The sequence below is a fragment of the Kaistella haifensis DSM 19056 genome, from assembly GCF_000735695.2.
In the GTDB taxonomy this organism is placed as follows: Bacteria; Bacteroidota; Bacteroidia; order Flavobacteriales; family Weeksellaceae; genus Kaistella; species Kaistella haifensis.
Genome location: NZ_JASZ02000008.1, coordinates 54225 through 68501 on the forward strand (window position 1 = coordinate 54225; position 14277 = coordinate 68501).

Annotated in this window: 18 protein-coding genes; 13 read left to right on the top strand and 5 right to left on the bottom strand. The window is 36.2% G+C overall.

The window, feature by feature from the left end; genetic code table 11:
- The 9 genes from atpB to AP75_RS05455 all read left to right on the top strand — a co-directional run bounded on the left by atpB (nt 1) and on the right by AP75_RS05455 (nt 7551).
- Nucleotides 1-1143: a F0F1 ATP synthase subunit A gene (gene atpB, locus AP75_RS05415; RefSeq protein ID WP_034767217.1), complete on the top strand. Its 1143-nt coding sequence runs from the start codon at nt 1-3 to the stop codon at nt 1141-1143.
- A gap of 24 nt (nt 1144-1167) precedes the next feature.
- Complete coding sequence (gene atpE, locus AP75_RS05420) at nt 1168-1356, top strand: ATP synthase F0 subunit C (RefSeq protein WP_031503230.1); 189 nt, start codon at nt 1168-1170, stop codon at nt 1354-1356.
- Nucleotides 1357-1460: 104 nt separating this feature from the next.
- A complete protein-coding gene (gene atpF / locus AP75_RS05425) occupies nt 1461-1958 on the top strand; it encodes a F0F1 ATP synthase subunit B (protein ID WP_088263778.1) in 498 nt (165 codons plus the stop codon).
- Between the two features lies 1 nt (nt 1959).
- Nucleotides 1960-2499 carry an ATP synthase F1 subunit delta gene (atpH, locus tag AP75_RS05430; protein WP_088263779.1) on the top strand — a complete coding sequence of 180 codons (540 nt, stop codon included), beginning with the start codon at nt 1960-1962 and terminating at the stop codon, nt 2497-2499.
- A 17-nt stretch (nt 2500-2516) separates the two neighbouring features.
- Nucleotides 2517-4094, top strand: a complete 1578-nt coding sequence (gene atpA, locus AP75_RS05435) for a F0F1 ATP synthase subunit alpha (protein WP_031502125.1) — start codon at nt 2517-2519, stop codon at nt 4092-4094.
- 69 nt (nt 4095-4163) lie between these two features.
- Nucleotides 4164-5021: an ATP synthase F1 subunit gamma gene (gene atpG, locus AP75_RS05440; protein WP_088263780.1), complete on the top strand. Its 858-nt coding sequence runs from the start codon at nt 4164-4166 to the stop codon at nt 5019-5021.
- Between the two features lie 138 nt (nt 5022-5159).
- The gene (locus AP75_RS05445) at nt 5160-6518 is read left to right on the top strand and encodes a hemolysin family protein (protein WP_031502124.1); all 1359 of its coding nucleotides are present in this window, start codon (nt 5160-5162) and stop codon (nt 6516-6518) included.
- Nucleotides 6519-6536: 18 nt separating this feature from the next.
- Nucleotides 6537-6854, top strand: coding sequence for an ATP-dependent Clp protease adaptor ClpS (locus AP75_RS05450; protein WP_031502123.1), 318 nt, complete (start codon nt 6537-6539; stop codon nt 6852-6854).
- Between the two features lie 40 nt (nt 6855-6894).
- On the top strand, nt 6895-7551 hold the full coding sequence (locus tag AP75_RS05455) for a rhomboid family intramembrane serine protease (RefSeq protein ID WP_088263781.1): 657 nt from the start codon (nt 6895-6897) through the stop codon (nt 7549-7551).
- Nucleotides 7552-7555: 4 nt separating this feature from the next.
- Here the strand turns inward: AP75_RS05455 and prmC are convergent, their stop codons facing one another.
- Nucleotides 7556-8404 carry a peptide chain release factor N(5)-glutamine methyltransferase gene (gene prmC / locus AP75_RS05460; protein ID WP_088263782.1) on the bottom strand — a complete coding sequence of 283 codons (849 nt, stop codon included), beginning with the start codon at nt 8402-8404 and terminating at the stop codon, nt 7556-7558.
- Nucleotides 8405-8568: 164 nt separating this feature from the next.
- Here prmC and AP75_RS05465 point away from each other — a divergent pair, with 164 nt between their 5' ends.
- Genes AP75_RS05465 through AP75_RS05480 form a run of 4 tightly spaced genes read left to right on the top strand, consistent with a single transcriptional unit; the run spans nt 8569 to nt 11741 of the window.
- Complete coding sequence (locus AP75_RS05465) at nt 8569-9105, top strand: C40 family peptidase (protein ID WP_088263783.1); 537 nt, start codon at nt 8569-8571, stop codon at nt 9103-9105.
- Nucleotides 9106-9139: 34 nt separating this feature from the next.
- A complete protein-coding gene (locus tag AP75_RS05470) occupies nt 9140-9952 on the top strand; it encodes a 2,3,4,5-tetrahydropyridine-2,6-dicarboxylate N-succinyltransferase (protein WP_031503946.1) in 813 nt (270 codons plus the stop codon).
- Between the two features lie 32 nt (nt 9953-9984).
- Nucleotides 9985-10635: a glycosyltransferase family 32 protein gene (locus AP75_RS05475; protein ID WP_031503945.1), complete on the top strand. Its 651-nt coding sequence runs from the start codon at nt 9985-9987 to the stop codon at nt 10633-10635.
- A complete protein-coding gene (locus tag AP75_RS05480) occupies nt 10635-11741 on the top strand; it encodes a glycosyltransferase family 4 protein (protein WP_031503943.1) in 1107 nt (368 codons plus the stop codon). The genes AP75_RS05475 and AP75_RS05480 overlap by 1 nt, the downstream gene beginning before the upstream one ends.
- Nucleotides 11742-11749: 8 nt before the next feature.
- Here the strand turns inward: AP75_RS05480 and AP75_RS05485 are convergent, their stop codons facing one another.
- The 4 genes from AP75_RS05485 to infC form a co-directional block, all read right to left on the bottom strand.
- Entirely contained in the window at nt 11750-12925 is a 1176-nt protein-coding gene (locus tag AP75_RS05485) for a M28 family peptidase (protein WP_088263784.1), read from the bottom strand.
- A gap of 84 nt (nt 12926-13009) precedes the next feature.
- Entirely contained in the window at nt 13010-13354 is a 345-nt protein-coding gene (gene rplT / locus AP75_RS05490; protein WP_055042814.1) for a 50S ribosomal protein L20, read from the bottom strand.
- Between the two features lie 119 nt (nt 13355-13473).
- The gene (gene rpmI, locus AP75_RS05495) at nt 13474-13671 is read right to left on the bottom strand and encodes a 50S ribosomal protein L35 (RefSeq protein ID WP_031503941.1); all 198 of its coding nucleotides are present in this window, start codon (nt 13669-13671) and stop codon (nt 13474-13476) included.
- Between the two features lie 71 nt (nt 13672-13742).
- On the bottom strand, nt 13743-14249 hold the full coding sequence (gene infC / locus AP75_RS05500) for a translation initiation factor IF-3 (RefSeq protein ID WP_123247979.1): 507 nt from the start codon (nt 14247-14249) through the stop codon (nt 13743-13745).
- Between the last annotated feature and the right edge of the window lie 28 nt (nt 14250-14277).

Consider the following 14277-nt stretch of genomic DNA (forward strand, 5'->3'; position numbering starts at 1 on the left):
ATGCTGAAAAGAGTAGTTCTTGTACTAGGTTTTTTATCGACATTTTCAACATCGTTTGCACAGCACGACGCTGTTGTAGTAAGCGAAACACCTGTTGCTACGGCTCCTGCACAGGCGACAGAAGTGCCTGCGGCGGTTACTGAAAAAGACAAAATTAAGAAAGAAAACAAGGACTTTATTAATCATCACCTTTTGGATGCGCACAGCTTCGATATCATGGTGACTAAAGAGGGAAAGCATATTGGTTTTCCGCTTCCTGTGATTTTTTATGATAAAGCTAATGGTTTTCATGCGATGATGAGTTCCGCTTTTCATCACGGTGAAGAAGTGGTAGAAAGTAAAGGTGGACACTACAAACTTTTCCACGAAAAAATCTATAAAACCGATGCTTCAGGAACAATTAACCTAGATGCAGAGCACCATCCAACCAATGAAAAAGTCTTGGATCTATCCATTACTAAAAGTGTACTAATGATTGTTTTGGTATCTTTATTAATGATTTTTATTTTTGGTGGAATTGCTAGAAGCTATAAAAATTCTTTAGTACCAAGTGGTGCTGGGAAACTCCTAGAACCATTGATTCTTTTTATAAGAGACGATATTGCTAAACCAAACATCGGTCCGAAATACAAGAAATACATGGGTTATTTGCTCACTATTTTCTTCTTTATTTTGTTCTTGAATATTTTGGGATTGTTGCCATTTGGGATTAACGTAACTGGAAATATAGCAGTTACTGCGGCTTTAGCAATATTTACATTCTTTATTACACAATTTACGGCAAACAAAACATACTGGCAACACATTTTCTGGATGCCGGGATTGCCTTGGCCAATGAAAATTGTAATGATGCCAATTGAAATTATTGGAATGTTCATTAAGCCATTCGCACTTTTGATACGTCTTTTTGCGAACATGACCGCGGGACACATTGTAATCATGTCACTTATCGCGATGATCTATGTTTTCAAAAATATAATCGCGGGAGTAGCATTCCCTTTCTTAACATTTGTACTTTATCTTCTTGAAATATTAGTTGCTTTCTTGCAGGCATATATCTTCACCATGCTTTCTGCCGTATATTTCGGTATGGCAAACGAAGAACATGCGCATGAAGGCGAAGAAGGAGTAGCACATCATTAATAAAACCTTTTAAATTTTTATATTATGGATCTTAAATTAGTAGGAGCAGGTTTAGTAGTAATCGGAGCAGGTCTTGGTATCGGTAAAATCGGTGCTGCGGCTCTTGAAGGTATGGCTAGACAACCAGAACAAGCTGGTAAACTTCAAACTGCAATGCTTATTGCTGCTGCACTTGTTGAAGGTCTTGCTTTTGCTGCACTTTTCGCAGTTTAATCAAGCTATTCAGCCACCAAAAATCATCTGCCGGGAACGGTTGGTTACGGCAGATGTTTTTCTAAAAAAAACAAAATCAATTACAATATATATCATAACTCATTATGGGATTATTAGAAAATTTTTCATCAGGTTTATTCATCATACAATCCGTGGTTTTTATCATTCTGTTATTGGTACTAAGAAAATTCGCATGGAAACCAATTATGGATGCTTTGAATGAAAGAGAAGTAACAATTGTTGATTCTCTTAATCAAGCTAAATTGGCAAGACAGGAAGTGCAGAATTTGAAGGCTGAAAACGAAAACATTATCCGTGAAGCTAAAATTGAGCGCGACAATATCTTGAAAGAAGCAAGAGAAATCAAAGAAAGAATTGTAGGTGATGCCAAGAATGTTGCTCAAACCGAAGCTGATAAAATTATCGAGCAGGCAAGACAATCAATCCAAGCAGAGAAAACTGCGGCAATGGCAGATATTAAAAACCAAATCGGTGCTCTTTCCGTAACCATCGCTGAGTCTATCCTGAAGCAAAAATTAGATAACGACGGTGCTCAAAACGCTTTGGTAGAAAACATTCTTAACAAATCTAATTTGAACTAAAATGCTTACAAGTAAAGTAGCAAAAAGATACGCACAAGGATTGCTTAATTTTACCCAAGAAACAGCTCAAACTGATGCTGTTTTCGGGGAAATGGGCGATATTGTGAAAACGATTAAAAAATCAAAAGAACTACAGAATTTTTTTGATTCTCCGATTATTGATAGTAAGAAAAAAGCAAACATAGCTTTAGAAGTTTTCAAGAACTTTTCTCCTGTTACCAAAAGTTTTCTTCAGTTGATCATTAAACAAGGTCGTGAAAGTCAATTGCAAAACATCGCTCAAGAATTCATCAATAAAGTGGAGGATATGAAAGGTGTTCAGCGAATTACTTTAACTTCCGCCGCACAGTTGTCTGATGAAAATATTAGCAACATCTTGAAATCATCAGATTTGGTAAATCATAACCAGACTTTCGATGTAAAATCGATCATCAACCCAAATCTTTTAGGAGGATATATCTTGAGAGTTGGCGATCAGCAAATAGATCAATCAGTGAAATCTAAACTGAGTAAGTTAAAAAAAGAATTTCAATTAAATTAAGATAAAACAACCATAAAATGGCAGAAATAAATCCGGCAGAAGTATCTGCAATTCTTAAACAGCAGCTAGCAAACTTCGATACACAATCGAATGTGGAAGAAGTAGGAACTGTATTGTCCATCGGTGATGGTATCGCTTTGGTATACGGTTTAGAAAATGTTCAGTACGGTGAATTGGTGAAGTTTGAAAGCGGTATTGAAGGTATCGTATTGAACCTTGCAGAAGACAACGTAGGTGTTGCACTTCTTGGTGAATCTAAATTAGTAAAAGAAGGTGATACCGTAAACAGAACCAAAAGAATTTCATCAATCAAAGTTGGTGAAGGGATGTTGGGTAGAGTAGTTGATACCCTTGGAAACCCAATCGATGGAAAAGGACCTATCGCTGGTGACTTATTCGAAATGCCATTGGAAAGAAAAGCTCCTGGAGTTATTTTCCGTCAACCGGTTACCGAGCCACTTCAAACGGGTATCGTAGCAATTGATTCCATGATTCCTGTAGGAAGAGGGCAAAGAGAGTTGATCATTGGTGACCGTCAAACAGGTAAAACTACTGTGGCAATCGATACAATTCTTAACCAAAAAGAGTTTTATGATGCAGGACAGCCAGTATATTGTATTTATGTTGCAGTAGGACAAAAAGCTTCTACCGTAGCACAAATCGTAAAAACTTTAGAAGATAAAGGTGCATCAGCTTATACCGTAGTAGTTGCAGCAAACGCTTCTGACCCAACTCCAATGCAAGTTTACGCGCCTATGGCGGGAGCTTCAATCGGAGAATTTTTCCGTGATACTGGTAGACCAGCTTTGATCATTTATGATGATTTATCTAAACAGGCGGTAGCATATCGTGAGCTTTCTCTATTGTTGAGAAGACCTCCGGGCCGTGAAGCTTATCCAGGGGACGTTTTCTACCTTCACTCCAGATTATTGGAAAGAGCTGCAAAAGTAATTGCTGATGATACTATTGCTGCTCAAATGAACGATTTACCTGAATCTTTGAAACCAATTGTAAAAGGTGGTGGCTCTTTAACTGCACTTCCGATTATTGAAACTCAAGCTGGTGACGTTTCTGCATATATCCCAACCAACGTAATTTCAATTACTGATGGACAGATTTTCTTGGAGTCTGATTTATTCAACTCTGGTGTTCGTCCGGCAATCAACGTAGGTATTTCTGTATCGCGTGTAGGGGGTAATGCTCAGATTAAATCAATGAAAAAAGTTTCTGGTACTTTAAAATTAGATCAAGCTCAGTACAAAGAATTGGAAGCTTTTGCTAAATTCGGTTCAGATCTTGACGCTTCAACTCTTGGGGTAATTTCTAAAGGTGAAAGAAACGTGGAAATCTTGAAACAACCGGTTAATTCACCACTTCCTGTAGATTCTCAGGTAGCAATGATTTATGCAGGTACTGAAAACTTGTTGAGAAATGTTCCGATCAATAAAGTAAGAGAATTCCAAAAAGAATATGTAGAATTCTTGAGATTTAAACATCCTGATACCATGGCTGCTATTAAAGCTGGAAAAATTGATGACAACATTACAGGAGTTTTGAAGCAAGCTGCTACAGAACTGGCTTCTAAATACAACTAAAATTAATTCAATATTCAATATTCGGAATGTATTTTCTGAATATTGAATTTTAAATTTTCAACCCATAGAATGGCAAACTTAAAGGAAATACGAGGAAGAATTACTTCAATCTCTTCGACAATGCAAATTACCAGTGCAATGAAAATGGTTTCGGCTGCGAAACTAAAAAAAGCAACGGATGCTATTGTCATGCTGAGACCTTACTCTGAAAAATTGCAGGAAATTATTGAAAATGTAAGTTCCACTACCGATCTTGAAGGGGTTTCTACTTTCACTGCTGAAAGAGAAGTGAAAAAAGTTCTTTATATTGTAGTTACTTCAAACAAAGGGCTTGCCGGAGCTTTCAATTCTTCGGTGATCAAAGAGCTTAATCATGTGATTGGAAACACCCAACACGAGGTAGAAATTCTGTCCGTAGGGAAAAAAGTATTTGACGCTGTTAGAAGAACCCGAAAAGTGTACGATAATCAAAGTGCGATTTTCGACGGAATGAGCTTTCAGGTGGTTTCCAATTTTATGGAAAACGTAATGAAAGATTATAAAGAAGAAAAATTCGATAAAGTTTTTGTGATTTATAATAAATTCATCAACGCAGCTACCCAGGAAGTTCATACAGAGCAGGTTTTACCAATAGCAATGGCTGAGAAAGAAGAAAGCGCAAATACCGATTACATTTTCGAACCAAATGCGGCAGAAATCTTAAATGTTTTGATTCCTAAATCCATCAAAACGCAGGTTTATAAAGCAATTCTCGATTCTATCGCTTCCGAACACGGAGCTAGAATGACCGCAATGCACAAAGCAACTGACAACGCACAAGCCTTGAAAAATGATCTGGTAATTTTCTACAACAAAGCGCGACAAGCAGCAATTACCAACGAAATTTTGGAAATTGTATCCGGCGCGGAAGCCTTGAAAAATTCCTAAGAAAAATTCTTTTTTTAAGATTATAAATGAAGCATCGAAACATTCGGTGCTTTTTTTTATATTTTAGTCAACGATTTTCGGATTACTTAATTATTTAATTTTGTATATCTTTGCATCAAATATTTTTTAAAAATTTAAATGGACTCAGACGTCGTCAAGCTTTTCTTAGCATTATTCTTAGTATTACTCAATGGTTTTTTCGTAGCCGCAGAATTTTCTATCGTTAAAGTTCGTTACTCCCAAATTCAGCTCAAAGCCGCCGAAGGCAACTCTATGGCAAAACAGGCGGAACATATCATCAAACATCTTGATGAATACCTTTCTGCCACTCAGCTCGGGATTACACTTGCTTCATTGGCATTAGGTTGGGTCGGCGAAAGTGCGATGCACCATATCATCGAGAAGATTTTCCATTATTTCAATTTTGAAATTGCACAAGTATCGATTACTACCATTTCTTTGGTTTTAAGTTTCCTTTTGATTACCGTGATGCATATTGTTTTCGGGGAATTAATTCCGAAATCCATTGCAATTCGAAAGTCCGAAGCCACAACAATGGCAATCGCAATGCCCTTGCGCGTTTTCTATACGATATTCAAACCTTTTATTTGGTCCATGAATCAAATGTCAAACGGCGTTTTACGTTTGATGAAAATTCATCCCGCGTCGGAACATGAGATTCATTCCACTGAAGAGTTGCAACTTTTGGTAAAGCAATCCGCAGATTCTGGTGAAATTGAAGAAGAAAATTACGAAATCATCAAAAATGCTTTCGATTTTACCGATCATTCTGCGAAGCAGATTATGGTTCCACGACAGAATATTTCTTCAATTGATATCGAAGAACCTGTAGAAGAAATTATAACGAAGATCATGGATGGAGGTTATTCACGGCTTCCAGTTTACAAAAATTCAATCGATAATATTATCGGAATTTTTTATGCAAAGGAAATTATCCGAGAATATGTGAAAAGAAAAGGTCAAATTACCCATGAAGATTTGGAAAAACTCATGCGCGAACCGTTCTTCGTTGTTGGCAGCAAGAAAATTTCGGATCTATTGAAAGTTTTCCAGCAGAAAAAGCAACACTTGGCAGTCGTAATCGATGAATTTGGCGGAACGGAAGGAATCATAACTCTGGAGGATATTTTGGAGGAATTGGTTGGCGAAATTCAAGATGAAGAAGATGACGAAGAGAAAATCGTAGACAAAGTTGGAGAAAATGTTTATTGGGTTCAGGCAACTCAGCCGTTAGATGAAATTAATGAGCATTTACCAAAGAAATTCCCGCTTTCCGAAGACGGCGAATACAACACATTGGCTGGTTATATTCTGCATGAATTGCAAGACATTCCGGAAGAAAACCAGGAGTTCAACATTAATGATTATCATGTGAAAATCCTGAAAATGCAGAATAAGAGTGTCGATTTGGTTGAATTGGTTTACGAAGAACCGAATGTTATCGATGTTTTGACCGAAGAAATCAGTGAAATTTAATTTAAAATTTAATCTTTGATGATTTTTTTTAATAGCGTTCCTGGCTTTGTAAAGGATTACGAAAAACCACAGCGTGAATACGAAGAAGATGTTGCGCTGATGGAAGATGAAGACGAAGTTTACAAATTGGTGCTTTGGAACGATGATGTCAATACTTTTGATTATGTAATTGAATGCCTGATAGAAATTTGCGGACACACCTTGGAACAAGCCGAACAATGCACCATATTGGTTCATTACAAAGGAAAATGTACCGTGAAAACAGGAAGCTTGGAACTCCTGAAGCCAATGCATGAAAAATTAATTTCCCGAAGTTTAACTTCAGAAATCGTATAACCAAAGTTTCGTCTCCGAAACTTTTCTTTTATAACAAAATATGAGTTCAGTACTTTTAATCGTGATTGTCGTAACTGCTATTATCAGTTTTATTGCTTTCAATAATCAAAATATTTTCGAGAAATATAAATTTAACGTCGGTGCAATTCTGAGAAACAAAGAATACATCAGGTTGCTTTCCGCCGGTTTTTTGCATGGCGATTTGATGCACTTGTTGTTCAATATGATGACATTGTATTTCTTTGGACCTATTGTTAATCAAGCCTTTGGAGATTTTGGGTTTTTGATGATTTATTTCGGATCTATCCTCCTTGGAAACTTATTTTCCTTGTATTTGTATAAAAACCAGTCTTGGTATTCCGCAATTGGGGCGAGTGGTGGTGTTTCCGGGATTTTGTTTGCATCTATCGCGATGATTCCGGATTTGCCAATTTATTTTTTCTTCATTCCAATTCCGATACCGGGTTATATTTTTGGATTTCTTTACTTCGCCTATTCTGTTTACAGCATGCTAAATCCCCGCCAACAAGATAATATCGGACATGCTGCGCATTTGGGAGGTGCATTTTTTGGTTTGATTTATGCAGTGGCATTACAGCCGGAACGAGCTATTGAAAACTCACTTTTCCTCGGAATTATGTCGATTCCTTTGATTTATATGGCGTTTCATGTTTTTGTGAAAAAGAGAATTGGATAAATTCTTATTTCTTTCCCCAAACAAAGCGGTCATTCCCCGAAATATCTTTCATTAAATGAACTTCCGATAAAATCTCTTGATAAAGATTTCGTGTTTCAATACCCAATTTTTGGTTAATTTCTAGGAAAATCATTCCGTTTTCTGAAAGGTATTTTCTGCAATCTTTCGCAATTTTTTCATAGAAAACCAATGCGTTTGAAGTAGGAGAGAAAAGTGCCATTTTGGGTTCAAAATCTTTTACCGAATCCGCAATTTCATTTTCCTCGTCGATTCCGATGTATGGAGGATTGGAGATGATAACATCGTATTTTTCGGTTAAATTTTCATTCAAATAATCTTGATGAATAAATTCAATTTCAACTTTATGAAAATTGGCGTTTTTCTGAGCCACTTTTAAAGCTTTTTCCGAATAATCAATCGCGGAAACCTTTGCATCAGGGAATTTCTTTTTCAAAACAATCGGAATTATTCCGCTTCCAGTTCCGATATCCAGGATTTTTAAAGCTTTATTTTGAAAGTTGTTTTTAATTTTTTCAATGGCCAATTCCAGCAATTCTTCGGTTTCCGGACGAGGAATCAGAACGTTTTCATCCATAAAAATTTTTAGTCCGTAAAATTCAGTTTCTCCTAGAATTTGCTGAAAAGGTTTCCCTGTTTTCAGTTCGGAAATGACATTTTCCAAATCTTCGATATGACTTTCCAAAAGTGGATGGTTTTCAAAACGTCTTTGACGATATTTGTCGAAACCTACCAGCTTGTTGACAAATATGGAATAAAGGGCCGCGCTTTCGGATTCCGTGTAGAATTCCGAAAGTTCTTTTTTAAAGTATATTTTAAATTCTGAAATGGTCATTTTCTTACTATTTTTCTTTCTTTAATTTTAACATTTAAATATAATTCCTTTTTTCGAAGAAGTCTGCAATATAGGTTCAAACATTTATTAAATAAGGAAAAAACAAAAATTTAATATTTTTTGAAAATAAAATTACTATTTTTGAGAAATCGCTATTTTAAAATATGAAAAACTTATTTTTCTATGTCTTTGCCAGTACGGTTTTGGTGTCTTGTGGATCTTCCAAACCGGTTGTAAAAAGGTCTGTTCCAACCAAATCTGTGGCGAAAGCTCCTGGTTTGAAAACTTTATCTTCTCACTATTCCGGAAATGTCAATGGGCAAATTAAAGAAATTTTAAAAGATGCTGAAAAATATTTAGGCGCACCCTACAAATACGCAGGAAATACTTCAGCTGGCTTCGACTGCTCCGGTCTCGTTTCCAAAGTTTTTGATGAAAATAAGATGAAACTTCCGCGAAGATCAGAGGATCAATCTAAAGAAGGCAGAGAAATCAGCATCAAAGAAGCGAAACCTGGAGATTTGGTATTTTTTGCAACTTCCGGTGGAAGTAGGGTTTCACATGTTGGGATTATTCACGATATCGGAAATAATGGAGAAGTTACTTTTATTCATTCTTCAACATCCAAGGGAGTCATTATTTCTTCTCTCAATGAAAGTTATTGGAATAAATCCTACCTATTCGCAAGAAGAGTTTTGTAAATTTGCGAAAATTATCATTCTTAAAAAAAAATAAATAATGTTACAACAAACTATTGAAAATATCTGGGAAAACCGGGAATTATTGCAAAATGAAGACAGCCAAAAAGCCATCCGTGACGTAATCCGACAATTAGATTTAGGCGAATTGCGTGTTGCGGAGCCTTCCGAAAATGGCTGGAAGGTGAATGAATGGGTGAAGAAAGCTGTCGTGATGTATTTCCCAATTCAGAAAATGGAAACCATAGAGGTTGGTCCTTTTGAATTTCACGATAAAATGCCTTTGAAAAGAAACTATGCTGAAAAAGGAGTTCGTGTAGTTCCTCACGCTGTTGCTAGAGAAGGTGCTTACATTGCTTCTGGAGTTATTTTGATGCCATCTTATGTGAACATCGGCGCTTATGTAGATTCCGGAACTATGGTTGATACTTGGGCTACCGTGGGAAGTTGTGCGCAAATCGGGAAAAACGTTCACTTAAGCGGTGGAGTAGGAATTGGCGGAGTTTTGGAACCACTTCAGGCAGCACCCGTAATTATCGAAGATGATGTTTTTGTGGGTTCAAGATGTATCGTAGTTGAAGGTGTTCACGTAGAAAAAGAAGCTGTTTTGGGCGCAAATGTAGTTCTTACCGCTTCCACAAAAATCATCGATGTAACCGGATCCGAACCAGTGGAAATTAAAGGAAGAGTTCCTGCTCGTTCTGTGGTGATTCCGGGAAGTTATACGAAACAGTTTCCGGCAGGTGAATTTCAGGTTCCATGCGCATTGATTATCGGACAAAGAAAAGAATCTACCGATAAAAAAACTTCTCTGAATGATGCTTTAAGAGAAAATAATGTTGCAGTTTAAATAATTGACTATTCACCACTGACTAAAGTAAAGTGATTCCAAAAAATATATTTCAAACTTTTAAAACTGCGGATTTACCGTGGATTACAAGGTTTTATATTTCCAGAATGAAAAAGAAAAATCCGGGATGGAACTATCATTTTTATGATGATGTGAAAATCCTGAAGTTTTTTGAAAAGGAATTTCCGCCCGAATATCTTAGAGCCTATAAAAGTTTAACCATTGGTGCTGCAAAAGCTGATTTTTTCCGTTACGCGGTGCTGTACAAATTTGGTGGATTGTACCTCGATATCGATAGTTACGACAAAACGCCTTTGGATGAATTTATATACCCGGAAGACGAATTTATTGTCACCAACGAAGGAAATCCGGGATTGTACTGTCAATGGGGATTAATTTCAAATAAAAATCATCCTTTTTTGCAGCGTACTTTGGAAAATATCCAGACGCACCGTTTTCCCCATGATGTTCACAGAACAACCGGACCAACGGTTTATACCGATGCCGTGAATGAAGTTTTGGCTGAAAATCCCGAAACTCCACATCGTTTTTTAGGAACTGATTTCGAAGGTCACCTTCGCTTTAAATACAAATTGGGCAGAATTTTCCTTTATGGTAAAAAATCCGAGCACTGGAAGAAAAAGCAACTATCACAGGATATTATTAAACCTATAGAAGATTAATGAAAATCGCTTACGACGCCAAAAGATTTTTTAACAATACTTCCGGATTAGGAAATTATTCTCGTGATTTGGTGAGGATTTTGGCTACTTACTATCCTGATAATCAATATTTGCTTTTAAATGATAAAAAAACTGAGCGCGGAAAAGAAATTGTTGCATTGCCGAGTGTTTCGTTCATGGAAACTTCGAAAGGAAAACTTTCCCGACAGTTCAAAATGGGAAAAGATGCGCAGAATGCAAATTGTGATATTTTCCACGGACTTTCCGGCGAATTACCTTTAAAATGGAATGATAAAGCGATAAAGAAAATCTTAACCATACACGATTTGATTTTCTTGAGATATCCGAAATATTATGGTTTTTTTGATCGGAAAATTCACTTTTGGAAGTTTAAAAATGCCGCCATACAAGCAGATTTAATCATTGCAATTTCTGAACAGACCAAAGCGGATATCATCAAATTTTTGAAAGTTCCGGAAAATAAAATCAGAGTTGTTTATCAAGGTTGTCATCATTCTTTTAAAGAAAATAAACCGCAAGAATTTTTGGAATCAGTTCAAGATAAATTTAAAATTCCGAAAGAATTTATCTTAAATGTTGGTACGATTGAAGAGAGAAAAAACCTTTTGAATATTGTAAAATCGATCAATAATACAGAAATTCCTTTGGTGGTTGTTGGGAAGAAAAAGGAGAAATATTTCAAAAAAGTTGAACGTTTTATTATTAAAAATAAATTGCAAAATCAAGTTTTTTTCTTGGAAAATGTTTCGATGGAAGAGTTGGCAGCAATTTATAAATTAGCGAAAATTTTCGTTTACCCGAGTGTTTTCGAGGGTTTTGGGATTCCGGTTATCGAATCACTTTTCTCCGGAACCGCGGTAATTACGAGCAATTCGAGTTCGCTTCCGGAAGCCGGTGGAAAAGATTCTCTTTACATAAATCCGGATAATATTGATGATTTAAAGTCCAAAATTTTATTTCTATGGTCCAACGAATCCGAACGAAAACGTAGAGTAGAAAAGGGTTTGTTGTATGCTCAAAAATTCAGTGATGAAAATATAGCAAAAGAATTGATGAAGGTTTACAGGGAAACGATTACGATTTGATCTTTTTCTTATTTTGAAATAATAATTTTCTTGGTGAGTTTGCGATCTTCGACATACATTGTTCCGAAATAAATTCCGGGTGAAAGTTTAGAAATATCTATTTTTTTACTGTTTTTAGTTTTAAGTAAAAGTTTTCCGGATACATCGCTAATATTGAAAGAATAATCGATGAAGTTGGAATTTAGCATTTCAATATTGATAAAATCAAAAGCCGGATTTGGATAAATTCGCAATGATTCCAACATTTTTTCAGGAGGACAATCAGCTACCGATAAGGTGCTTGTTTCTGCAGTCGTGAAATGCTGAACTGCTCCCAAAGCCGCTTTAGCAACATTGCAAACAAAAACAGGATCCATATTTGCATAGGTGTCGCCGGAGGAATGTGGTTGCAAACTTTCATTATATTCATAAAAGCCAGTAATTACCTCTCCATTCGACTGAAACGGCATATAATCCGAGCCGTATGCGTAAGATAAATTGGTTTGCAGTGGAGAATATAATGTTACGCAGTTCATTAATTCTTGTGTAGCACTATTCGAAGCAACATTATTCGTAGAAGGGGAGTTGCTGGTATCGCGTTCGCAGGTAATTGTATTGTTTACTTCTCCGGCAACACCGCCGACTTGATCAATATTGAAAACCAATTTGATGTTCATCTTTGGATTGGTGCTATTTACAACGGTATTCACGTAGTTTTGGCTTCCGCGAAGTCCTTGTTCTTCTCCGCTGAAATTAATGAATTTTATAGAATATTCCGTGGGAACATCTTTCAGAATTCTTGTCATTTCAAGAATTACAGAGATTCCGCTTCCATTATCATTCACTCCAGGTCCGGCAATTGAATCGTAATGTCCGCAAACAATGACGTACGTGTTGGGATATTTGGTTCCGGTTTTAGTGAGAATAAGATTTTTGGTTGTATTTCCGTTGTATGAAAAGGCATTTTCAGAAATCTGAGATTCGCTGTAACCAAATGCGAGATATTTATTTTTAAGCCAATTAAATGCATTATTGTTATTTGTACTTCCAGTGGTTTTCGCTCCAAAAGTTGCAAATTCAGTAAGATAACTGTTGATGTTATTTTGAGTAATTTGGTTCACTCGATCCTGATAGGCCTGTACAAAGGTTTGCGCTGAATGGAGCATTGAAATGCTTAACGCTGAAAAGATAAAAAGCTTCTTCATTTTATTATAAGTTGGTCAAAACTAATGAAAAAATCCCATACAAAATTGTACAGGATCTATAATTGATAACAAAAAATTTTACATTTATTTGATTTGATCTACAACTGCTTTGAAAGCTTCAGGGTGATTCATTGCTAAATCTGCTAAAACTTTTCTGTTCAGTTCGATATTGTTGCTTTTTAGAGCGCCCATAAATTGGGAGTAAGACATTCCGTGTTCTCTGGCACCAGCGTTGATACGGGTAATCCAAAGGCTTCTGAAATTTCTTTTCTTCTCTTTTCTACCGCGGTAAGCATATTGCATTGCTTTTTCTACGGCGTTTTTAGCTACAGTCCAAACATTTTTTCTTCTACCGAAAAAACCTTTAGCCTGCTTCATTACTTTTTTTCTGCGAGCTCTAGAAGCTACGGCATTTACTGATCTTGGCATAATTTAAATTGTTTTTTTTGAAAAGGGCGGCAAATTATTTCATTGCACTTTTTTGCTCCGTTTCAGGGTTAAAATTTCTGAATTTTTAGAATTCTTATAAACCGAAAGATTTATAAAAACTACTTTATGGCTAATTGACGTAAAACGCTTTTCTCATCCACAGTAGCAACGTAAGAAGTTTGCGTAAGATTTCTCTTTTGCTTAGTTTCTTTTTTCGTCAAGATGTGGCTTTTGTAAGCATTTTTTCTTTTAATTTTACCGGTTCCGGTAAGCTTAAAACGCTTCTTAGCACCTGATTTAGTTTTTAATTTTGGCATTTTGCTTAATTTATAATATTTGTTATCAATATCTTATTGTGTGATTTAACCTAGTTAAATTGGTAAATTTCTTATTTCGCCGGCTTTTTCGGGCTCATCATCATGATCATTCTCTTGCCTTCAAGTTTTGGCAATTGGTCAACTTTTCCGACATGTTCCAGCTCTTGAGCTAATTTTAAAAGAAGAATTTCACCCTGATCCTTGAAAATAATCGAACGGCCTTTAAAGAAAACATAGGTTTTTAGTTTTGAACCTTCTTCCAGGAACTTTTCAGCATGTTTTTTCTTGAATTCGTAATCGTGATCATCCGTTTGTGGACCAAATCTGATTTCTTTTACGACAACTTTTACCTGCTTGGCTTTCAGTTCCTTTTGCTTTTTCTTTTGCTCGTAAAGGAATTTCTTATAATCCAGAATTCTGGAAATAAATGGCTCAGCTTTGTCGGAAATTACAACCAAATCCAGTTCTTGTTCTTTAGCTATTTCTAAAGCTTTTGCTAAAGGATACACGCCTGGTTCTACGTTATCGCCAACTAAGCGTACTTCTTTCGCCCGAATCTTTTCGTTGATCTGGTGCAAATCTTCTTGTACGCGTCGCTGTGGACCT

Coding starts and splice junctions, on each gene's coding strand:
- atpH (WP_088263779.1), top strand. CDS start 1,960: ATGCTTACAAGTAAAGTAGCAAAAAGATACGCACAAGGATTGCTTAAT.
- AP75_RS05480 (WP_031503943.1), top strand. CDS start 10,635: ATGAAAATCGCTTACGACGCCAAAAGATTTTTTAACAATACTTCCGGA.
- atpB (WP_034767217.1), top strand. CDS start 1: ATGCTGAAAAGAGTAGTTCTTGTACTAGGTTTTTTATCGACATTTTCA.
- AP75_RS05450 (WP_031502123.1), top strand. CDS start 6,537: ATGATTTTTTTTAATAGCGTTCCTGGCTTTGTAAAGGATTACGAAAAA.
- atpG (WP_088263780.1), top strand. CDS start 4,164: ATGGCAAACTTAAAGGAAATACGAGGAAGAATTACTTCAATCTCTTCG.
- AP75_RS05445 (WP_031502124.1), top strand. CDS start 5,160: ATGGACTCAGACGTCGTCAAGCTTTTCTTAGCATTATTCTTAGTATTA.
- AP75_RS05465 (WP_088263783.1), top strand. CDS start 8,569: ATGAAAAACTTATTTTTCTATGTCTTTGCCAGTACGGTTTTGGTGTCT.
- atpF (WP_088263778.1), top strand. CDS start 1,461: ATGGGATTATTAGAAAATTTTTCATCAGGTTTATTCATCATACAATCC.
- prmC (WP_088263782.1), bottom strand. CDS start 8,404: ATGACCATTTCAGAATTTAAAATATACTTTAAAAAAGAACTTTCGGAA.
- atpA (WP_031502125.1), top strand. CDS start 2,517: ATGGCAGAAATAAATCCGGCAGAAGTATCTGCAATTCTTAAACAGCAG.
- atpE (WP_031503230.1), top strand. CDS start 1,168: ATGGATCTTAAATTAGTAGGAGCAGGTTTAGTAGTAATCGGAGCAGGT.
- rplT (WP_055042814.1), bottom strand. CDS start 13,354: ATGCCAAGATCAGTAAATGCCGTAGCTTCTAGAGCTCGCAGAAAAAAA.
- AP75_RS05485 (WP_088263784.1), bottom strand. CDS start 12,925: ATGAAGAAGCTTTTTATCTTTTCAGCGTTAAGCATTTCAATGCTCCAT.
- AP75_RS05455 (WP_088263781.1), top strand. CDS start 6,895: ATGAGTTCAGTACTTTTAATCGTGATTGTCGTAACTGCTATTATCAGT.
- rpmI (WP_031503941.1), bottom strand. CDS start 13,671: ATGCCAAAATTAAAAACTAAATCAGGTGCTAAGAAGCGTTTTAAGCTT.